This window comes from Pseudomonas sp. 22490 (assembly GCF_052044465.1).
Lineage (GTDB): Bacteria > Pseudomonadota > Gammaproteobacteria > Pseudomonadales > Pseudomonadaceae > Pseudomonas > Pseudomonas aeruginosa.
The window spans coordinates 157,011-177,504 of record NZ_JBQENS010000009.1; the positions used below are offsets into that span (position 1 = coordinate 157,011).

At 58.4% G+C, this 20,494-nt stretch carries 15 protein-coding genes; 14 read left to right on the plus strand and 1 reads right to left on the minus strand.

The window, feature by feature from the left end; all coding sequences use genetic code 11:
- Positions 1-204: 204 nt before the first annotated feature.
- The 3 genes from istA to ACTJJX_RS12745 are packed head-to-tail and all read left to right on the plus strand — an operon-like array spanning position 205 to position 3,644.
- Entirely contained in the window at positions 205-1,719 is a 1,515-nt protein-coding gene (gene istA, locus ACTJJX_RS12735; RefSeq protein ID WP_146537839.1) for an IS21 family transposase, read from the plus strand.
- 17 nt (positions 1,720-1,736) lie between these two features.
- Positions 1,737-2,492: an IS21-like element ISPpu7 family helper ATPase IstB gene (gene istB, locus ACTJJX_RS12740; RefSeq protein WP_045107743.1), complete on the plus strand. Its 756-nt coding sequence runs from the start codon at positions 1,737-1,739 to the stop codon at positions 2,490-2,492.
- 48 nt (positions 2,493-2,540) lie between these two features.
- Positions 2,541-3,644: a hypothetical protein gene (locus tag ACTJJX_RS12745; protein ID WP_440782007.1), complete on the plus strand. Its 1,104-nt coding sequence runs from the start codon at positions 2,541-2,543 to the stop codon at positions 3,642-3,644.
- Positions 3,645-3,661: 17 nt separating this feature from the next.
- Here ACTJJX_RS12745 and ACTJJX_RS12750 read toward each other — a convergent pair whose 3' ends face one another.
- Positions 3,662-3,907 carry a helix-turn-helix domain-containing protein gene (locus ACTJJX_RS12750; RefSeq protein ID WP_435321073.1) on the minus strand — a complete coding sequence of 82 codons (246 nt, stop codon included), beginning with the start codon at positions 3,905-3,907 and terminating at the stop codon, positions 3,662-3,664.
- 114 nt (positions 3,908-4,021) lie between these two features.
- Here ACTJJX_RS12750 and ACTJJX_RS12755 point away from each other — a divergent pair, with 114 nt between their 5' ends.
- The 11 genes from ACTJJX_RS12755 (at position 4,022) to ACTJJX_RS12805 (ending at position 20,408) form a co-directional block, all read left to right on the plus strand.
- On the plus strand, positions 4,022-4,255 hold the full coding sequence (locus ACTJJX_RS12755) for a hypothetical protein (protein WP_019341962.1): 234 nt from the start codon (positions 4,022-4,024) through the stop codon (positions 4,253-4,255).
- On the plus strand, positions 4,248-5,408 hold the full coding sequence (locus tag ACTJJX_RS12760; RefSeq protein WP_146537866.1) for a site-specific integrase: 1,161 nt from the start codon (positions 4,248-4,250) through the stop codon (positions 5,406-5,408). Before ACTJJX_RS12755 ends, ACTJJX_RS12760 begins: the two co-directional genes overlap by 8 nt.
- Positions 5,409-5,419: 11 nt before the next feature.
- Positions 5,420-5,704 (plus strand): hypothetical protein, encoded by a 285-nt coding sequence (locus ACTJJX_RS12765; RefSeq protein ID WP_146537865.1) that lies wholly within the window; start codon positions 5,420-5,422, stop codon positions 5,702-5,704.
- A gap of 234 nt (positions 5,705-5,938) precedes the next feature.
- Positions 5,939-7,420: a sigma-54 interaction domain-containing protein gene (locus ACTJJX_RS12770; RefSeq protein ID WP_146537864.1), complete on the plus strand. Its 1,482-nt coding sequence runs from the start codon at positions 5,939-5,941 to the stop codon at positions 7,418-7,420.
- A gap of 48 nt (positions 7,421-7,468) precedes the next feature.
- Positions 7,469-10,849, plus strand: coding sequence for a type I restriction endonuclease subunit R (locus ACTJJX_RS12775; RefSeq protein WP_146537877.1), 3,381 nt, complete (start codon positions 7,469-7,471; stop codon positions 10,847-10,849).
- Positions 10,850-10,857: 8 nt separating this feature from the next.
- On the plus strand, positions 10,858-12,708 hold the full coding sequence (rmuC, locus tag ACTJJX_RS12780) for a DNA recombination protein RmuC (protein ID WP_146537863.1): 1,851 nt from the start codon (positions 10,858-10,860) through the stop codon (positions 12,706-12,708).
- The gene (locus ACTJJX_RS12785; RefSeq protein WP_146537862.1) at positions 12,708-14,291 is read left to right on the plus strand and encodes a type I restriction-modification system subunit M; all 1,584 of its coding nucleotides are present in this window, start codon (positions 12,708-12,710) and stop codon (positions 14,289-14,291) included. Before rmuC ends, ACTJJX_RS12785 begins: the two co-directional genes overlap by 1 nt.
- Entirely contained in the window at positions 14,288-15,442 is a 1,155-nt protein-coding gene (locus ACTJJX_RS12790) for a restriction endonuclease subunit S (protein ID WP_146537861.1), read from the plus strand. Before ACTJJX_RS12785 ends, ACTJJX_RS12790 begins: the two co-directional genes overlap by 4 nt.
- A gap of 14 nt (positions 15,443-15,456) precedes the next feature.
- Positions 15,457-15,603 (plus strand): AAA family ATPase, encoded by a 147-nt coding sequence (locus ACTJJX_RS12795; protein WP_146537860.1) that lies wholly within the window; start codon positions 15,457-15,459, stop codon positions 15,601-15,603.
- A 48-nt stretch (positions 15,604-15,651) separates the two neighbouring features.
- On the plus strand, positions 15,652-18,582 hold the full coding sequence (locus ACTJJX_RS12800) for a UvrD-helicase domain-containing protein (protein WP_146537859.1): 2,931 nt from the start codon (positions 15,652-15,654) through the stop codon (positions 18,580-18,582).
- A 29-nt stretch (positions 18,583-18,611) separates the two neighbouring features.
- Positions 18,612-20,408, plus strand: coding sequence for a GmrSD restriction endonuclease domain-containing protein (locus ACTJJX_RS12805; RefSeq protein ID WP_146537858.1), 1,797 nt, complete (start codon positions 18,612-18,614; stop codon positions 20,406-20,408).
- Positions 20,409-20,494: the final 86 nt, after the last annotated feature.

The window sequence follows — 20,494 nt, forward strand, 5'->3', positions numbered from 1 at the left end:
TGCGGATTCCACGGTCATCTGGCCACCCATTCCATGAGCATCTGACCACCGATTCCACGGTGATCCGGCCACCCATTCCACGCGCATCCGGCCACTGATTCCACGGCCATCCGGCCACTCAACCGGGCAGGCAGTAACGCAGGATTTCTTCACTACCATCGACCTCTTTTTCGAAGCAGAGAGGTCGTCGTGGAGCGTTTATCCATGCGTAAGATTCGCGAAGTACTACGTCTCAAGTTCGAGGTCGGACTATCGGCTCGCCAGATTGCGGTCAGCGTGCAGGTCGGTCGTGTCACCGTCGGCGACTACCTCAATCGTTTTGCCGCCAGCGGTCTCAGTTGGCCCTGTTCGTTGTCCGATGCCGAGTTGGAGCAGCAACTGTTCCCGCCGGCCCCGGCGGTTGCCAGTGAGAAGCGGCCTTTACCCGATTGGGCATGGGTGCATGCCGAACTGCGCCGCCCCGGGGTGACCCTGGCGCTGCTCTGGCAGGAGTACCGCCTGAGCCAGCCTCAGGGCTTTCAGTACAGCTGGTTCTGTGAGCACTACCGAGCCTGGCAGGGCAAGTTGGACGTGGTGATGCGTCAGGAGCACCGCGTCGGCGAGAAGCTGTTCGTCGACTATGCCGGCCAGACGGTGCCGGTTATCGATCGCCACAGCGGCGAGATCCGCCAGGCGCAGGTGTTCGTCGCGGTGCTCGGCGCGTCCAGCTACACCTTCGCCGAAGCCACCTGGTCGCAGCAGCTGCCGGACTGGCTAGGCTCCCATGCCCGCTGCTTCGCCTTCCTCGGCGGCGTGCCGGAGATCGTGGTGCCGGACAACCTGCGCAGCGCGGTGAGCAAGAGTCACCGCTACGAGCCGGACATCAACCCCAGCTACCGCGATCTGGCCGAGCACTATGGCGTGGCGGTGGTGCCGGCGCGGGCACGCAAACCGCGCGACAAGGCCAAGGCCGAAGTCGGCGTGCAGGTGGTCGAGCGTTGGATCCTCGCCGCACTGAGGAATCGGCAGTTCTTCTCCCTGGATGAACTCAACACGGCCATCGCCGGGCTGCTGGAGCGGCTCAACCAACGCCCGTTCAAGAAGCTGCCGGGCTCCCGGCAGTCGGCCTTCGACAGCCTGGATCGTCCGGCGCTGCGCCCCCTGCCGGAGCAACCCTACGTCTACGCCGAGTGGAAGAAGGCGCGGGTGCACATCGACTACCACGTCGAGGTCGATGGGCATTACTACTCGGTGCCGTATCAACTGGTGAAGAAGCAGCTGGAGGTGCGCCTGACGGCGCGCACCGTCGAGTTTTTCCACGCCAACCAGCGAGTGGCCAGCCACCTGCGCTCAATGCACAAGGGCAGGCACAGCACGCAGGCCGAGCACATGCCCAAGAGCCATCGCGAGCATGCCGAGTGGACGCCGCAACGGCTGATCCGCTGGGCCGAGCAGACCGGGCCGAACACCGCCGGCGTGATCCGGCACATCCTCGAACGGCGCATCCATCCGCAGCAGGGCTACCGGGCCTGCCTGGGCATCCTGCGCCTGGGTAAAACCCACGGTGAGGCGCGTCTGGAGTTGGCCTGCCGTCGCGCCATCAGCCTCGGCACGTGCAGCTACAAGAGCCTCGAATCGATCCTGCGCCAGGGGCTGGAAAACCTGCCGCTAGCTCAAACCAACCTGCCGCTGCTGCCGGACGACCACGCCAACCTGCGCGGATCCGCCTACTACCACTGACCCCAAGGAATCCCACCATGCTGCCCCATCCGACCCTGGACAAGCTGCAAACCCTGCGCCTGCACGGCATGCTCAAGGCGCTGAATGAACAACTGAAAACCCCGGACATCGACAGCCTGAGCTTCGAAGAACGCCTCGGCCTGCTGGTCGACCGCGAGCTGACCGAACGCGATGACAAGCGCCTGAGCAGCCGCCTGCGCCAGGCCCGGCTCAAGCACAACGCCTGCCTCGAAGACATCGACTACCGCAGCCCGCGCGGACTGGATAAGGCGCTGATCCTGCAACTGAGCAGTGGCCAGTGGCTGCGCGACGGCCTCAACCTGATCATCGGCGGCCCCACCGGTGTCGGTAAAACCTGGCTGGCCTGTGCCCTGGCCCACCAGGCCTGCCGGGAGGGCTACAGCGTGCGCTACCTGCGCCTGCCACGTTTGCTGGAAGAACTGGGTCTGGCCCATGGCGACGGCCGCTTCGCCAAGCTGATGAGCAGCTACGCCAAGACCGACCTGCTGATCCTCGACGACTGGGGCCTGGCCCCGTTCACCGCCGAACAGCGGCGCGACATGCTGGAGCTACTGGACGACCGCTACGGCCAGCGCTCGACCATCGTCACCAGCCAGATGCCGGTGGACAACTGGCACGAGCTGATCGGCGACCCGACCCTGGCCGACGCCATCCTCGACCGCCTGGTGCACAACGCTTATCGGATCAATCTGAAGGGTGAATCAATGCGCAAACGGACGCAGAAATTGACGACGCCGGGCACCTCAGACTAACAATGCCACCCCTGCGTCGCTGCGCTCCGACTGCCCGGCCGGATGGCCGTGGAACAGGTGGCCAGATGGCCGTGGAATGCCTGGCCAGATGAGCGTGGACTGGGTGGCCGGATGGTGTGGAATCCGCACCCCACCCGACGGGTGATCCATATCACCAGCGCTGTGCTCGGGCATGCGAGCCCCAAAACATCCCTGCTGCACTACGTCCACTGCATGCCGTGGTTATCGGCGCTGTGCTGGCAGTGGAATCCTGAATTTTGGCCGCCTGGCCATGTCATCGCGCAAATTGCCCAAGTCAGTTTGCCAAACAAGCCGGACGACCTACCTGCACCAGACCTGCCTGCAGAGATTCGGCACATGCAGCGAATCATCGGCCGCATGAAGGTCTATAGGCACAGTAACCAAGGAAGAGTTAAGCGCCCACTGATTTCCCCTCAGAAGGGTGAAGGTGGATGGGCGCTGACGAGAATGAATGAAATCTCATCCATGCTCTCCTATGAGGCGTATGCGGAGTCCTCGGGGCAGTCGGTCAACATGGATTGGGTTGAGTTCACCGAAGCTGATCGATCGGCCATGTTGGAACGGGCGAGGCACATCAGCCACCTCGGTAAGCATCGCCTTCAGAGCCCAACGACATTTGACTCAAATCATAGAATTGAACTCGCCCCAAGGCCGCCTAAACACGGAGGTCTGGCCGGGGTAGCGGCCTATGCGGATCGGCTCTACCGTCTGCTAAGCAGCCGCTATAAAGCCAAAGCTAGCCGAGTGCTGGATGATTTCGTGGAGCGCTGCTGGTCGAGCGATACGACACTACGCTTCTACACAGGCAAGGATGAGCAAAGTCTCCGCGAGTACATTTGGCTGCTATCTGAGCTAGGCATTCCGTTGGTTGATACTGAGTTCAACATTTACGATGAGCGTACACCTAGGCAAACCAGGAAACTTTGGCGAGCTGTTCTGGGAAAACCTCGCTTGAAGTTCATAGAACAAATTCCGGAGAATCGAAACACTCAGAACAGGCATCTAGGTATTCGAGTAATACTACGTTTGCCGGGTGCCGAGCTAACCGCTCAGGAGCAGAACCATCACTCAGGCGCCGCCTTGCGCTACCTGATGTTGATGGCTTCCATCGACTGGCATTTCCGCGCCTGACCAAGTCCGGAGGGCGTTCAGCCCTCCGGATCATCCTGCAGCTCCAGCAAGTCCCCCACCTGACAATTCAGGTACTGGCAGATCGTTTCCAGGTCCTTGAGCTCCACCCGTTGCGCGGTCTCGTGATAGAGCCGCGTGAGGGTTCCGCGATTGATCCCAGTGTCCCTGACCACGTCACTTATCTTCAGTTTCCGCTCGCCGAGTAAGCGAGATAAATGGCACTTGACCATCCTAATCTCCAAAAATGATCTGCAGAAGACCATTTTGTCCTTGCAAAGCTCAAAATGAGCGTTATATTGATCTACAGGAGGTCATTATGAGTTCTCAGAAGCTCATAAGAATCCGCTGTCGTTCAATTTAGCAGAGAGGGCATAGCCATGTCTCACACTTACCTGACTACCGAGGAACTGGCCACGCGCATGAAGTACGACGCGCGCACCATCCGTAATCGCTTGAAAGATTCAGTCCTGCTCGAAGGGATTCACTACTTCCGTCCCTTTGGCGGCCGCAAGATCCTTTTCATCTGGGAAGCCGTCGAAGAAGACATGCAGAAATTCTCGCGGACTTCCGGGCTGGTCCCGATGGCCGGTGGAGGTATCTGCCATGGGTAAGATTCGTGCCCGCGCCGACAACGAGAAGTTGTTCTTTGACTTCACCTATCTGGATCAGCGCTGCCGCGAGCAGACCATGCTGCCTGATACGCCTGCTAACCGGAAAAAGCTGGAGAAGATCCTTGAGCGCATAGAGGCGGAAATCACCCTCGGAAGCTTCGACTACGCCACCTACTTCCCCCAAAGCAGCAAAGTACAAGAGATCAGTCGGCTGCAGGCTGGCTGTGCATCGCTGAAAACACCACTGTTCAAAGATTTTGCAGAACTGTGGTTTGAAGAGATGAGGGTCGAGTGGCGGGATACGCACGCCAAAACCGTGCGCCTCACCCTTAACAAGCACTTGCTGCCTGAGTTCGGCAAAAAAGAGGTCAGCGCCATCACCAAAGCAGAACTTCTGTCATTCCGCTCGGCACTCGGCAAAGTCCCCGGGCAGAAAGGTCAGAGTCTGACAGCGACGCGAATCAACCACATCATGACGCCATTGCGCATGATCCTTAGTGAGGCAGCTGACCGGTTCGAGTTTACCTCGCCATACCTCAACATCAAATCACTGAAAGTCCCCAAAACAGACGTGGAGCCCTTCACCCTGGATGAGGTGCTGCAGATCCTCAGCACAGTGCGTGAAGACTTCCGCAACTACTACACCGTGCGTTTTTTCACCGGCATGCGAACAGCCGAAGTTGATGGCCTGCAATGGAAGTACGTCGACTTCCAGCGACGGCAGATTCTGATCCGCGAAACCTGGGTAGGCGGCAAGCTCGACTACACCAAGAACGACGGTTCGCAGCGTGAGATCGATATGTCCGAGCCGGTTTATCAGGCGCTCATCGGCCAGCGCGAGAAAACCGGCAGCGGCCAGTTCGTCTTCTGCACCCGCGAAGGTACGCCGCACGCATACCGCAATATCAACGACCGGGTTTGGTACCCGTTGCTACGTCACCTGGGTTTGCGCAGGCGGCGCCCCTACCAAACCCGTCATACGGCCGCGACCCTGTGGCTGGCTGCCGGCGAAAACCCGGAGTGGATTGCCCGGCAGATGGGGCACACCACCACCGAGATGCTGTTCCGTGTCTATTCGCGCTATGTGCCCAACCTGACCCGCCGTGATGGCAGTGCATTCGACAACCTGATCAAAGCCAATCTCAAGGCCTGAGGAGCTCCACCATGAAACTGATCAAACGGGACAACGTGACCCCTCTGCATCCATTGCTAGAGGCCCGCGAGCATAAGTACCTCAAGCATCTGGCTTCGGCCATGAGTCATTACCTTGAGAACCCTCATGGCACCGAACTCATCTGCATCCTCGGGTCTGGCTACGAAAAGGATAACCGGCATGCCCTCGAAACCTGGGTTGCCTACCACCGAAACGAAGTGTTCGAAAAGCGCCTGGAGGGCCGCAGCCCGCTGGACTTCCTGATCGAGAAGCTTGAGAGCCTGTTGGATAACTAAGTTCGAAGGGGCCGAAAGGCTCCTTCATTACTCTGCCTCGGCGGTGGTGGGCCTGTTCCCGTCATTCGCCAATCTTGGTTTGGATGGAGTATCCGATCCCCCTTCAACTTGAACATGTAGTCAGGCATGTAAAGACCCAGATCGACTGATTGGTTTACTATCCAGGGCGCGAACCAGAGCACATTTTTCTACTGCCTGCTGATGGGCAAGAGGGCGGCCGGGAGTACAGGGGCATTGGTAAACAAGCAGCGCGTATTGGCCAGCTGGGTTGGCGGGAATGATCTCAAAGCAGTCGCCGGCGCTGAGGCAGGCCCGATTCTGGCGACCCTGAACACGGCGTCCTTTGATAGCGTCGAGCTACTTTGTTCATACCCCGCCGAGCGCGTTGAACCCTATCTGACCTGGCTGCGCCAACAGGTCGATGTACCGATCACCGCGCATTACCTTTCCCTGTCTTCCCCTGTTCATTTCGGAGAGATCTACCAGGCCGCCAGTCAGCATTTAAAGCGCCTGAGTACTTCCGCTAATCAGCTTTCCATTCTGCTCAGTCCCGGCACGCCGGCCATGCAAGCGGTGTGGATTCTGCTGGGTAAAACGCGCTATCCGGCGACCTTCTTCCAGTCCTCCCTTGAACAAGGCGTTCAGCAAGTCGAAGTGCCTTTTGAAATCGCGGCCGAGTACGTACCGGCTGCCAATACCATCAGCACCGATAAGCTGGTCCAGCTCGCCGGGCTGGATGCCCCCGTGGATGCAGCCTTCGACAGCATCGTGACGCAGAGCGAGCGCATGCTGGCCCTCAAGGCGCAGGCGCAAATACTCGCGGCGAAGCAGGTTCCGGTGCTGATTTATGGTGAAACCGGCACCGGCAAAGAGCTGTTTGCACGCGCCATTCATAATGCTGGCCCACGATCTGCTGCACCCTTTGTTGCGGTGAACTGCGGCGCTATCGTGCCGGAGCTGATCGACTCCACCTTGTTTGGTCACAAGAAGGGGGCATTCACCGGCGCTATTGCGGATCGGCCCGGGGTGTTCCAACAGGCCCATGGCGGCACGCTGTTTCTGGATGAGTTCGGTGAGCTGACGCCAGATGTGCAGGTGCGGCTCCTGCGCGTGCTACAGGAGGGCACCTTCACTCCCGTGGGCTCAAGCCAGGAACTCACAGTCGATGTGCGCCTGATTACGGCTACTCACCGCAACCTGATGCACGAAGTCGCTCACGGGCGCTTCCGTGAAGACCTGTTCTATCGCATCGCCGTGGGTGTGCTGCATCTCCCGCCGCTCAGAGAGCGCGAAGGTGACCTGCTGTTGCTGTCAGAAGCGCTGCTGGCGGGCATCGCTAGCCAAGACGCCAGCCTCGGCGATAAGAAAATTTCCGCAGAAGCAAAAAATCTTATCCTTCAACACCTCTGGCGTGGCAACGTTCGCGAATTGCAATCCACCCTGTTGCGCGCAGCGCTCTGGTGTGAGGGCGATTTGATTGCTGCTCATGATATCGAGCAAGCCCTGTTCAAGCTGCCGCAAGCGCAGACTGATGTATTGGCCATGGATGTTACGCAAGGTATTGATCTTCAACAGGTAATTGCCGAGGTGGCAGGGCATTATCTGCGCAAGGCGTTAACGCTTACTGGCAACAACAAAACCCGGGCGGCCAGCCTGCTAGGCCTAAAAAGCCAGCAAACGCTGAGCAACTGGATGGACAAATACGGCATCGAATAAAACTGGCACGGTCCTCGCTCTAGGACCGACATGGACAGAATCGCCTTTATGAAATCAGTCAACTTTGAGTTCCTCCGCCCCGGCAACGAGCTGCTAGCCAACCTCGCCGGTCTTGCCGAGGCTGTACTGCACATCGATCCGGGCAGCGCGCTTACCCGTCTGCGCAGCTTCGCCGAAGAGCTGGCCAAAGCCATCTACAAGGAAGAACTGCTGCCGCGCATGCCGCAGTCGAGCTTCTACGACCTGGTGAAAAACCCGGTGTTTGTCGATTGCGTCAGCAAGCCCCTGGTGCACCAGATCAACTTCCTGCGCATCCAGGGCAACGACACCGCTCATGGTGCCGAAGGTGATTTGCGCAATGCCCTGCTGGCTCTGAAAACGGCCTACCAACTGGCCATGTACATGGCCATCAAGTACTACGGCACGGCACAGGCCACGATCCCTGAGTTTGTCGAGGTCAAAGACCCAACGGCGATGTTGGCCAGCCTGCAGAAAACCGTCTCCAGCTATGAGAAGGAACTCAACCAGCAGCAGGAAGCGCTGCAGAGCGTGATGGACAAGCTGGAGCAGGAGCGCACCCGCCACCTCGACAAGGTCGACCCTCCTGCCAAGCCTGACCAGCAAAAGCGTCAGCAGCAAAGCCAGCAGGTGGCCGACAGCCTGCAGTGGAACGAGGCCAAGACCCGCGCATTGCTGATCGACGCCATGCTCCTGCAAGCCGGCTGGGATGCCAGCAATCCCGCGCAGGTCGGCCAGGAAGTCGAGGTCGATTTCCCCGACAACGTCTCCGGCAAGGGCCGTGCGGACTACGTGCTATGGGGCGACAACGGCCAGCCCCTGGCCGTGATCGAGGCTAAGAAATCCGGCAACGTCAGTCTGCAAGCCGGGCGCGAACAGGCCCGCATGTACGCCGACGGCTTCGAGCGCATGGGCATGCAGCGCCCGGTGATTTTCTACAGCAACGGCTACGAAACCTTTATCTGGGACGACAAGCAGTACAACACCTACCGCCCGGTGTATGGCATTTACAGCAAAGACAGCCTGGAATACCTCGCCTATCAGCGCCAGTACCGCGTCCCTGCGCTGGAGAAACACAACCCCGAGCTGAGCATCGCCGACCGCCCCTATCAGATCGAGGCGATCAAAACCGTCGCAGCCCACTTTCAGCAGCAGCGCCGTAAAGCCTTGATCATCCAGGCCACGGGCACCGGCAAAACCCGCGTAGCTATCGCCCTGGCAGAATTGCTGCTGCGCACTGGCTGGGCCAAGCGCGTGCTGTTCCTCTGCGACCGCAAAGAGCTGCGTGTGCAGGCCGATGAGGCATTCAAGCAAAACCTGCCCAGCGAGCCACGCTGTGTGATTGGCGAAACCGGCAAGGTTGATCAAACCGCCCGCGTTTATATCGCCACCTACCCAGGCATGATGAATCGCTTCGCTCAGCTTGATGTGGGCTTCTTCGACCTGATCATCGCCGACGAAAGCCACCGCAGCATCTACAACAAGTACCGCGACCTGTTCGACTACTTCGACGCGCTGCAGGTCGGCCTCACCGCCACCCCGGTGAAGTTCATCAGCCGCAACACCTTCGATATTTTCGACTGCGAAACCACCGACCCCACCTTCGAGTTCGGTCTGGATGCCGCCATCAATAACGAGCCGCCGTATCTCACGCCGTTCCGCGTGCGTGATCTGACCACTGACTTTCTGCGTGATGGCATCCACTACAACGACCTCAGCGACGATCAAAAACGCCAGCTTGAAGAGGACCTCGGCGAAGAAGAAGCTAAGCGCACCACCATCGCCGGCAAGGACATCGGTCGCAAGATCTTCAGCGAAGACACCGACCGCATCATCCTGGAAAACCTGATAAACAACGGCATCAAGGATGAGACCGGCTCACTGGTCGGCAAAACCATCGTCTTCGCCCAGCGTCAGGACCACGCCGAGCACCTGGAAAAGCTCTTCTGCAAGCTCTACCCGCAGTACGGCACCAAGGTCTGCAAGGTCATCCACAACGCCATCCCGCATGTGGACACCCTGATCAAGGAATTCAAAAAGCCGGATAACGACTTCCGCATTGCCATCTCGGTGGACATGCTCGACACCGGTATCGACGTGCCCGAAGTGGTCAACCTGGTGTTCGCCAAGCCGGTCAAATCCTGGGTCAAGTTCTGGCAGATGATCGGCCGTGGCACTCGCCTGCGCCCCAACCTGTTTGGCCCCGGTAAAGACAAAACCGAGTTCCTGATCTTCGACCACTACGGCAACTTCGATTTCTTCGAGCAGGAGTATCAAGAGCCCGAGGACACCGGCAGCAAATCCATGCTGCAAACCACCTTCGAAGCCCGCCTGGCGTTGGCTCAGGCCGCCCTGCGGCATAACCATGCCGCCGCCTTCGATGCCGCCATTGCCCTGCTGCGAGCCGACATCAACGACCTGCCCGACACCAGCGTGGCGGTAAAACGTGAGCTGCGTGCCGTGCACCAGTTGCAGCAAACCCAGCAGCTGCAGCAGTTCGATGGCAAAACCCAGCACCTGCTGGCAAACACCATTGCTCCGCTGATGTCCGCCCGCGTGCTGCGCGACAAAAATGCCACCGCGCTGGACAAACTCATCGCCGGTATTCAGTGCTGCCTGGTCGAGCAGGCCACCTGCTTCGAGGACGGCAAAATTGCCCTGCTGGTCGAGCTGGACAAACTCGCCGTCAACATTCAGGCCGTCCGCCAGAAAGATGCCCTGATCGCCGAAGTACGCAGCGCCGACTTCTGGCTGCAGCCGAGCATCGACAAGCTGGAGAACGCCCGCAAAGAACTGCGCGGCATCATGAAATACCGGCAAACCGGCAGCACGGGTGGTTATGCCATGCCCAGCACCCGTACCGGCGACGACGGCGTGCAAGTGAATGAGCGCAAGGTGGTGATTGCCGGTGCCAGCGAGGCCATGATCTACCGCCGCCGCCTTAAAGACATCCTCGCCGGCATGCTCGCGGCCAACCCGACCCTGCAGAAAATCCACAAAGGCGAGCCCATTGCCGAGACCGAACTGAAAACGCTGACCTCGACCATCCTCACCAGCCACCCCGGCGTCAGCCTGGAGGTGCTTAACGAGTTCTACGGTCGCACAGCGGATCAACTGCACCTCACCGTGCGCGAAATCATCGGCCTGGATGCCCATGCCATCGAGGAACACTTCAAGCAGTTCCTCCATGCGCACCCAAGCCTGACCGCCCAGCAGGTGCGCTTTATGAACCTGCTGAAAAACTACATCGCCCAGCACGGCAGCATCGTGATTGAAACCCTCTACGACGCGCCGTTTTCCAGCATCTCCCACGAGGGCATCGACGGCGTGTTCGCCCCCGCCGATGTCACCGAGTTGGTCGCCGTACTTAAGCCCTTTTTGCGCGGGGACACCCCGCCAGCCAGTCACTAGGAGTGATTATGCAAGCCAGCCAATGGACGACTGAAATCATCGTGATCTGCGTGATCGCCGCCCTAGCCAGTCTGGTACTCGGCTATGTTGTTGCGGCCCTGCGTCAAGGCCGGCAGCTCAGCCGGCTAGCCGTAGAGCTTGAGCAAGCGCAACAGGCGCAGGCCTCTGCCGTGGCTGCCGGCACCGCGCTGGGTGAGCAGCTCCGGGCTGCAGATGCACGCACTCAGGAACTGCAAGTCGCAGAAAGTGCGCTGAAGGCCAAACTCCAGGCAGCCCTCAACAACGAAGCGCGGCTGAGCCACGAGCAGCAAGAGGCCAAGGATCGTTATGCAACCCTTGAGATAAAGCTGGAGCAGTCCACCAAACAGCATCACCAGGCCGTCACTCAACATGAAACAGCGCAGACGGAAGTCCGCAGCCTTAAAGCAAATGTTGAGGACTATCAAAAGCGCCTTGAGCTGGCCCAAGCCGATCTTCAAAAAGAGCGCGAGGCGGTCAGCCAGCTGAAGTCTGAATTGGCGCAGGAAGGTAAAAACGCCAAGGGCTTTGAGGAGGCAAACAACGAAGCCCGCGCCCAGCTGGCTGACCTGAAAGGGCAGTTGAAGGACGCAGACCAGAAGCTCGAAACGCTGCAAGGTGAGTTCGCTGAAATCAAACGCCTGGAAACCAAACTCAAAGCCGAGCTGGCCGAGCGCGAGGCCAGCCACGCCCGCGAACTGGCCAACTTCGAGCAGCAGAAGGCCAGCCTGAGCGAACACTTCAAGGTGCTTTCCAACGAAATCCTTGAGGCTAAAACCAAGTCACTGCAGGAAAGCAGCCAGCTTTCCCTGAGTGCGGTGATGAATCCCTTCCAGCAGTCCATCGACACCTTCAAGCGCGAAGTGCAGGAGATCCATCACCGCGAGACCACCCAGCAGGGTGAGCTGCGCAAAGAGCTGGAATCACTCAAGGCACTCAACCAGCAGATCACCACCGAGGCCCACGAGCTGTCTACCGCGTTGCGCGGGCAGAAGAAGCTGCAAGGCAACTGGGGCGAGCTGGTGCTGGAGAACGTGCTCGACCGCTCTGGCCTGCAACTGGGCAAGGACTACCTGCGCGAAGTCAGCATCACCACTGAGGAGGGTCGCCAGCGCCCAGACGCCGTGGTGTACCTGCCCCAGGGCAAGCACCTGATCATCGACGCCAAGGTCTCGCTCAATGCCTATACCCGTTACGTCAACGCAGAAGATGAGTTGGAGCGTAAGCAGGCACTCAAAGAGCATGTGCAGGCCGTCGCCAGCCGCATCAGGGAGCTGGCCGACCGTGACTATTACAAGCTGCCGGGGCTGAACTCGCCGGACATGGTCTTCATGTTCATCCCCATCGAGTCTGCCTTCGTCGAAGCGCTCAAGGCGGACGAAACCCTGTTCCAGCAGGCCATCGAGAACAATGTACTGGTGGCCACGCCAACCACCTTGCTCACCAGCCTTAACATCGTGCGCCAGCTCTGGCGCTACGAAGACCAGAACAAGCACACTGCCGCCCTGGCCAGCCGGGCAGAGGCCGTGTTCAAAAAGCTCAACACCTTTTTGGCCAGCTTCGAGAAAATCAAAAAGGGCCTGGAGAACGCCACCGAAGCCTACGTTAAAGCCGAGGGCCAACTGGTCAGCGGCAAGGGCAACCTGGTCAAACAGGTGGGCGAATTCAAGAACCTGGCGCCCGCTATCAAAGCGCAGCTACCGGCCTATTTCGCCGACAAGGCTGCGCTGGAAATCGACTTTATCCCTGCCGAGCAGAACATCACCGCGCTGATCGACAGCGCCGACGATGAAGACCTGCTCGCCGAAACCGACACTGAAACCGACTACGAGACCGCCTGATGCTCACCGGCAAAATCCGCAACGATATCGACAAGCTCTGGGAAAAGTTCTGGACTGGCGGCATCACCAACCCGCTGACCGTGATCGAGCAGATCAGCTACCTGATGTTCGCCCGCATGCTCGACATGCAGGAGGACGTGGCCGAACGCAAAGCCAACCGCACCGGCAAGCCCTTCGACCGCCTATTCCCCAATACCCCGGACGGCCAGCTGCTGCGCTGGAAGAACTTCCGCAACATGAGCGGCAAGGAGTTGCACAGCCACCTCAAGCAGAAGGTCTATCCCTTCTTCGCCCAACTCGGCGGCGCCGAAGGCGAGGGCGGTGAGCGCGAGGGCCTCGGTCATATCAGCGAATACATGCAGGACGCCGATCTTGAGATCAAGAACGAGTCCGTGCTCACCTCCGCTGTGGAGATGGTCAACGACCTGCCGCTGACCCAGAGCGACGTGAAGGGCGATATCTACGAATACCTGCTGAGCAAGCTCACCACCGCCGGCATCAACGGCCAGTTCCGCACGCCGCGCCATATCATCGACGCGATGATCGAGCTGATCGCCCCGCAACCCACCGAGGTGATCTGCGACCCGTCCTGCGGCACCGCAGGCTTTCTCGCCCGCACCATGGAGTACCTCAATCGCGTGCATTCCAGTCCGGAAGGCACCTTCACCGACGAAGACGGCAACCTGCATTACTCCGGCGACCTGCTCGAACCCTGCCGCCAGCACATCAACAGCCAGATGTTTTGGGGCTTCGACTTCGACACCACCATGCTGCGCGTTTCCAGCATGAACATGATGCTGCACGGCGTGAACGGCGCGAACATCCGCTACCAGGACTCCCTGAGCAAATCCATCAAGGAGCACTACCCGCGTCAGGAGCAGAACTTCTTCGACGTGGTGCTGGCCAACCCTCCGTTCAAAGGCAGCCTGGACGAAACCAACACCAACCCTGACGTGCTCGGCCTGGTAAAAACCAAGAAGACCGAGCTGCTGTTCGTCGCCCATATCCTGCGCTCGCTCAAGCTCGGTGGCCGCGCCGCCGTGATCGTGCCGGACGGCGTGCTGTTCGGCTCCTCCAAGGCGCACCAGCAACTGCGCCAAGAGTTGCTCGACAACAACCAGCTGGAAGGTATCGTCAGCCTGCCCAGCGGCGTGTTCAAACCCTACGCCGGGGTCAGCACTGCCATCCTGATTTTCACCAAGGGTGGCAGCACCGAGCGCGTGTGGTTCTACGACCTGCAGGCCGACGGTTACTCGCTGGACGACAAACGCACCGAGCTAAAAGGCGAGGGCAGCAACGACCTGCCCGACGCAATCGCCCAATGGCACAAGTACCGGCAGATGGTCGAAGGCAATATCAGCGCCAGCACTATCAATACCCTGTTCGGCGACAAGCGCAAAAAGGCCTTTGTCGTGCCCGCCGAGGATATCGCCGCTAACAAGTACGACCTCTCTATCAATCGCTACAAGGAAGTGGAGTACGAGCAGGAGAAGTATGACGAGCCAAAGGTAATCCTGAAAAAGCTCAGGGATTTGGAGGACGAGATTCTTGCGGATCTGGATGAGCTGGAGGGGATGCTGTGAGTTGGCCGCGAGTAAAACTCGGTGATGTAGCAACAATCAATCCGAGGCCTCCGAGGGATGTTGATGAGTCTCAGCAGGTGACTTTCGTTGCCATGGCCTCGGCATCAGAAGATGGATACTTGCTGGCTTCAGAAACACGCATTCTTTCTGAGACCAGAAAGGGATTCACCTACTTCGATAGCAACGACGTGCTTTTGGCAAAAATCACGCCGTGCTTTGAAAACGGAAAATGTCTTCGTCCGGGACAGATTCCTACCGATATCGGGTTCGGCTCGACAGAATTTCATGTCATTCGCCCTGATTCCGAGAAGCTAGATGGCCTTTATCTGTTCTATCTCGTGTGGAGCGAGCAGTTCCGATTTTGGGGTGAGAAATCTATGTTCGGCGCTGCTGGCCAAAGGCGAGTCGGGAGTGACTTTTTGAAGGGATTCGAAATCCCCCTCCCACCCCTGTCCGAACAAAAGCGCATCGCCGCCATCCTCGACAAGGCCGACGCCATCCGCCGCAAACGCCAGCAAGCCATCCAGCTCGCCGACGACTTCCTCCGCGCCGTGTTTCTGGACATGTTCGGCGACCCGGTGACCAATCCGAAGGGGTGGCCAACTATGCGGGTAGATGAACTCTGTGCAATTGTCAGAGGTAGTTCGCCACGTCCCCAGGGTGATCCACGTTTTTATGGTGGGCCAGTACCTCGCCTGATGGTTGCCGACCTGACTCGGGACGGAAAATTGGTAACTCCAATGATTGACTCCCTTACAACAGAGGGAGCCCAAAAGAGTCGACCAATTGAAGCTGGCACAGTGGTAATGGCTGTTAGCGGCAATGTCGGCTTAACCTCAGTGCTCGCTATTGATGCATGTATTCATGACGGCTTTATCGCCTTCAAGGAACTTGATGTTAATAAAGTTAAGCCGGCATTTCTTTGCGAGCTCATGATGTTTCTAAAGTCAACTCATGCATCTCGACAGGCTGGAGCAATATTTCAGAACTTGACTACATCGCAGATAAAGGAAATGGAGATTCCCATCCCGCCTTCGGCGCTCCAAGATAAATTTCTATCTATTAGCAGGAAAGCTACAGAGCTATATGGTGAAGAAGGTTTTTCGCTGTTTGAATCTCTCAGCCAGAGAGCCTTCTCTGGCCAGTTGTAGATAAGGAAATCCCCATGCGCCTCAAGTCCGTCAAACTCACCCATTTTCGCGGCTACCGTAAGACCACCGTCATTCCCATCGACGAAGCCATGACCGGCATTGTCGGTCGCAATGACTATGGTCAATCGACCAGCCTTGAGAGGTCGGGCTCGCTTGAATAGACAAGGCGCTCAGTGTGTCTCTCGCTGACACATGCTCACAGGCTGACTATGACTGCTGAATCCTCATCGATAGATGTCGCCCCACACTGGTTGATGCGCCTGTTTGGCGCGCAAGCGGCCACCTTCTCGTTGGGTGACAAAGGGTTAGAGGTCACGACCAAGAGCGGTGAGAACTACCTGATCGAGGCGACATCGCTGGCTAACGAGGCAACCTTCCGCGAGGGGCTGGTTTTCGCCCGGCTGGTGCTGCAAACGGACTGTGGCGAAAAGGTGTTCCCTGGCCTGCGCAAGGCTGACGGTGAACGGCTATTTCACTGGCTGCGAGCGCATTGGTTACGCAAACTGGCGCCCGAGATAGAGCAGGTCGTTCGTAAGATCCGGGCCCTGCTGAACAAAGGCTATCCCCGCCAATCCCGGCTGGACGCAGCCAGGGTTATGGCCGAGCAAGCCCTGCAGCGTTTTCAGCGTGTGCCTGAGCCTCACTGGTGTACCGATGTAGATGTCACCCCGTTCAAGTGGCTGGCAGCGGTTACCCGGTGGCAGCAAGCAGACTGGGAAAAGCTGCGCAAGCAATACGTTGATGGGCAGCTGGCGCGCAACAGCGCCTTCTTCGACACGGTAGAGAGCCAGCCGCTGACCGAGCGCCAGCGCGTTGCCTGTGTCGTGGATGAGGATAACAACCTGGTGTTGGCCGGTGCCGGTACGGGCAAGACCAGCACCATGGTAGGCCGTGCAGGGTTCCTGATCGCAAGTGGGCAGGCCCGGGCAGAAGATATTCTGATGCTGGCTTTCGCCAACAAAGCGGCAAAGGAGATGCAGGAGCGTATCGATCACCGGCTGGGTAAGTGCGGTATCACCACCAGTACGTTTCACAAACTGGGTAAGACGATTATTGCCAAGGTAGAGGGCGAGCAGCCCTCTCTTTCACCCTTGGCGGAAGATGACAAGGCGCTGGCCTGGCAGGTGAGCCAGTGGTTCGAGCAGCATCTCAAGACTCCCGAGTACCAGCGGCTGGCGATTGATTACTTCCAGCACCACCTGTACCCGGAGGCGAACCCCTTTGAGTTCGCGTCAGAGGGGGAGTACTACGACTACATCCTTGCCAATGATATCCGCACCCTTAAAGGCGAGGCCGTTAAAAGCCTGGGTGAGTGCCTGGTGGCGAACTACCTGTTCAAGCAGGGCATCGCCTACCAGTATGAGCCTGCTTACGAGCACAAGACAGCCAGCCCCCTTTATCGCCAATACCAACCGGATTTCTATCTGCCCGAGCAGGGTATCTACATCGAGTATTACGGTATCGACCGACAGGGCGGTACAGCCCCCTATGTAGACCGCGAGCAGTACCACCAGGGTATGGCGTGGAAGCGCCAGTTGCATGCCGATAAAGGTACGCGCCTGGTGGCGCTGTACCACTATCAGTTAATGGAAGGTGGGCTGTTTGATGCCATCGACGCGCAGCTGGCCGCACTGGGTGTTCAGTACCAAGCATTGCCCCCGGAAGCGGTGCTCGAAACACTACGCGAGTTTGGCGCAATCAACAGCTTTGCCGTACTGCTGGCCGATCTGCTGAAGCGCTACCGCGCTAATTGTTACGAGCAAGGGCAGGTGGAGGCTGCGATCAAGCGCGCGAAGAACCCGAAGCAGGTGGACGCTGCGCTGGCACTGCTGCGGCCCATTCTGGACGACTATCAGGCCTTGTTGGATAGCGCCGGGCATATCGATTTCGATGACATGATTGGCAAGGCTATTGAGTACGTCCGCGAAGGGCGTTTCCGTAGCCCGTGGCGATATATTCTGGTGGATGAGTTCCAGGATATCTCTGAGGCGCGTGCCCGCTTGATCAGGTATCTGCGGGACTCTGTGCCGGAGTGCTCGTTATTCTGCGTGGGTGACGATTGGCAGGCTATTTATCGTTTCACCGGCAGTGATCTGAGCTTTACAACGGCATTTAGTGAACGGTTTGGCACGACCAAAGTAACGGCCCTCGATCTGACGTTCCGCTTCAACAACAGCATCAGTGATGTGGCGACGCGCTTCGTGCTGGCAAACCCGATCCAGGTCAGGAAGCAGCTTAATACGCTGCAAAAGGTTAAACGCCCTGCGGTATCCCTGCTCAGGGAAGACAACCGGCCTAAACCCGGCAGCGAGGAGCCAGGCCGGTTGGAGAAGGTCGTTGCCCGCATCGCAGAAATTGCCGAGCCTGGGAGCAGTGTCTATCTGCTTGGGCGCTACGGCTTTAACTTGCCAGACAGAGGCGAACTGCGGCGACTCGCATCGAGTTTCCCTACGTTAGCGCTGGAGTGCCACACCATTCACGCTGCCAAAGGCAAAGAAGCGGATTACGTGGTGCTGCTCGGTCTGGAGACTGGCAAGCATGGTTTCCCCTCGCAGAAAACCACGCATCCGTTGCTGGAGGCATTGCTGCCGGCACAAGAGGATTTCCCTTACGCTGAGGAGCGTCGGCTGTTTTATGTGGCCCTTACCCGGGCAAGACAGCGTGCTTATCTGATCGCCGATATGGCCGTCGCGTCGGCTTTTGTTGTCGAGTTGTTGAAGAACGAATACGAGCTCGATCTGGACGAGTTCTCAACATCGCTCAGCCAGCAATTGCTGCACATGCTCAAGTGCATCAAGTGTAAAACCGGCACCATGGTGTCACGGCAAAGCCAGTTTGGCCGGTTTTTTGGCTGCAATAAATTCCCGCTCTGCGCTCACAAGGAGCGCGGCTGCGCGCATTGCGACTCACAAATGCGCCGCGCTGGGCGCTTCAAGGTTTGTATCAACCCAGACTGTCAGCGTTGGGTGCCTACGTGCCCGAAGTGTGGTGCGGAAATGACCCAGCGCAAGGGGCGAAATGGCGAGTTCTGGGGGTGCCGGAACTATCGGTCTGAGGGTGAAGGCTGCAGGCATACAGAAAACAGAATCCTGTTCGATTCGGGTTTGCTGCTTGCGGGTAGTCATGAAAGTCGTTTTTAGAATTAGGCGCGAATATAGGGACATACGCTATGTCGGCACAGAAATACTCGGTTAACCAACACCTGATTGAAACTCTGCTGAGCTGGGTTAAATCCGGGGAGATCGCAATCCCGGAAATCCAGCGGCCTTTTGTGTGGGATGCCACCAAGGTGCGTGACCTGATGGACAGCCTGTATCAGGGCTTTCCGGTCGGTTACATCATTGCCTGGCGCAACCCGACGGTGAAGCTGAAAGATGGCTCGCTGGCTGAGGGCAAGAAGGTGCTTATTGATGGTCAGCAGCGTGTCACGGCGCTGACCGCCGCCATCGCCGGGCAGCAGGTGGTTAACCAGGATTACCAGCAGGTGCGTATCCGCATCGCCTTCCACCCCATCGAAGAACGCTTCGAGGTCAGCAACCCGGCCATCGAGAAGGACAAAGCCTGGTTTGCCGATATCGCGCCCATCGTTAGCGGTGAACTGAAGGCGCATAAGGTCGGTCGTGACTACCTGGAGCTAAACCCTGATGTCGATGAAGACCTGCTTTACGAGCGCCTGGACCGGTTGTGCGATATCACCAAGAAGCAGATCGGCCTGATCGAGCTGGCGGCGGATCTGGATATCGAGACGGTTACCGAGATCTTTATCCGCATCAACTCCAAGGGTGTGGTGCTCAGCCAAGCGGATTTCGTTATGTCGAAGATCGCTGCTAACGAGGAGTTCGACGGCAACACCCTGCGCAAGGCCATCGACTACTTCTGCCACCTCTCCATCGCGCCCGAGTTCTACGCACATATCGAGAACAACGATAAGGCCTTTGTGCAGACCGACTACTTCCGCGCCATGCGTTGGTTGAAGAGTGAGAACGACGACCTCTACGACCCCAGCTATTCGGACATGTTGCGCGTAGCCTTCACCACCAAGTTCAACCGTGGACGGCTGTCGGATCTGGTTGGGCTGCTCTCGGGCCGTAACTTCGAAACCCGCAGCTACGAGAAGGAAATCGAAGAAGCATCCTTTAAGACCCTGAGCGAAGGAGTCAGGGAGTTCATCAATGAAACGCACTTCAAGCGCTTCCTGATGATCATCCGTTCGGCGGGCTACGTGGACAGCTCGATGATTGGCTCGGTCAATGCGCTGAACTTCGCCTACGTGCTGTACCTCAAGCTCAAGCGCGACCTGGGCAACAACCCCAATATCGAAAGCTGGGTGCGCCGCTGGTTCGTCATGTCGCTGCTCACCGGGCGCTACTCGGGTTCGCCGGAGTCCCGGTTCGACAAGGACATCAAGGCCGTACACGAGCGAGCGTTTGCTGACGTACTGTCTGATATCGAAGCGGCTGAACTGTCTGATGCCTTCTGGGACTTCGGTCTGCCGCAGGCGTTGAACACCTCTTCAGTGAACGCCCCGGCAATCAAGGTGTTCTGGGCCGCGCAGGCTAATCGGGGTGACAAGGGCTTCCTGTCCAAGGACATCACCGTGCGTGACATGCTTACGCACCACGGCGATATCCATCACATCTTCCCGAAGAACTTCCTCAAGCAGCGGGGGCTGCTCAGAAGCAAGTACAACCAGGTGGCCAACTATGTGTACGTGCAGCAGGAAGTGAACATCAAGATCGGCGATACCGCCCCGGCCGCTTATATGGCGAAGGTCTTTGACCAGTGTCAGCAAGGCGCAGCGCACTATGGTGCGATCATCAGCCTGGATGACCTTAAGGCCAACCTGGCGGCCAACTGCCTCCCGGATGACCTCGCTGCCTATCAGCCTGAGCAGTTCGAAACCTTCCTCACCGAACGCCGCCGGCTGATGGCGCAGAAGATCAAGCAGTATTACTGGGGATTGTGATCGCAGTTGGGTAGGGCGAGTACGTCCTGAGTGGATGTCGGCTGTGCAAGAGGAAGGTTTCTGCGCGCAGGATTGGGGGAAGTCAT

What these genes read in the sequence shown, in the direction of transcription:
- istA (WP_146537839.1), top strand. Translation starts at nt 205, where the DNA reads ATGCGTAAGATTCGCGAAGTACTACGTCTCAAGTTCGAGGTCGGACTA.
- ACTJJX_RS12760 (WP_146537866.1), top strand. Translation starts at nt 4,248, where the DNA reads ATGGGTAAGATTCGTGCCCGCGCCGACAACGAGAAGTTGTTCTTTGAC.
- ACTJJX_RS12765 (WP_146537865.1), top strand. Translation starts at nt 5,420, where the DNA reads ATGAAACTGATCAAACGGGACAACGTGACCCCTCTGCATCCATTGCTA.
- istB (WP_045107743.1), top strand. Translation starts at nt 1,737, where the DNA reads ATGCTGCCCCATCCGACCCTGGACAAGCTGCAAACCCTGCGCCTGCAC.
- ACTJJX_RS12800 (WP_146537859.1), top strand. Translation starts at nt 15,652, where the DNA reads ATGACTGCTGAATCCTCATCGATAGATGTCGCCCCACACTGGTTGATG.
- ACTJJX_RS12750 (WP_435321073.1), bottom strand. Translation starts at nt 3,907, where the DNA reads ATGGTCTTCTGCAGATCATTTTTGGAGATTAGGATGGTCAAGTGCCAT.
- ACTJJX_RS12795 (WP_146537860.1), top strand. Translation starts at nt 15,457, where the DNA reads ATGCGCCTCAAGTCCGTCAAACTCACCCATTTTCGCGGCTACCGTAAG.
- ACTJJX_RS12785 (WP_146537862.1), top strand. Translation starts at nt 12,708, where the DNA reads ATGCTCACCGGCAAAATCCGCAACGATATCGACAAGCTCTGGGAAAAG.
- ACTJJX_RS12775 (WP_146537877.1), top strand. Translation starts at nt 7,469, where the DNA reads ATGAAATCAGTCAACTTTGAGTTCCTCCGCCCCGGCAACGAGCTGCTA.
- ACTJJX_RS12805 (WP_146537858.1), top strand. Translation starts at nt 18,612, where the DNA reads ATGTCGGCACAGAAATACTCGGTTAACCAACACCTGATTGAAACTCTG.
- rmuC (WP_146537863.1), top strand. Translation starts at nt 10,858, where the DNA reads ATGCAAGCCAGCCAATGGACGACTGAAATCATCGTGATCTGCGTGATC.
- ACTJJX_RS12755 (WP_019341962.1), top strand. Translation starts at nt 4,022, where the DNA reads ATGTCTCACACTTACCTGACTACCGAGGAACTGGCCACGCGCATGAAG.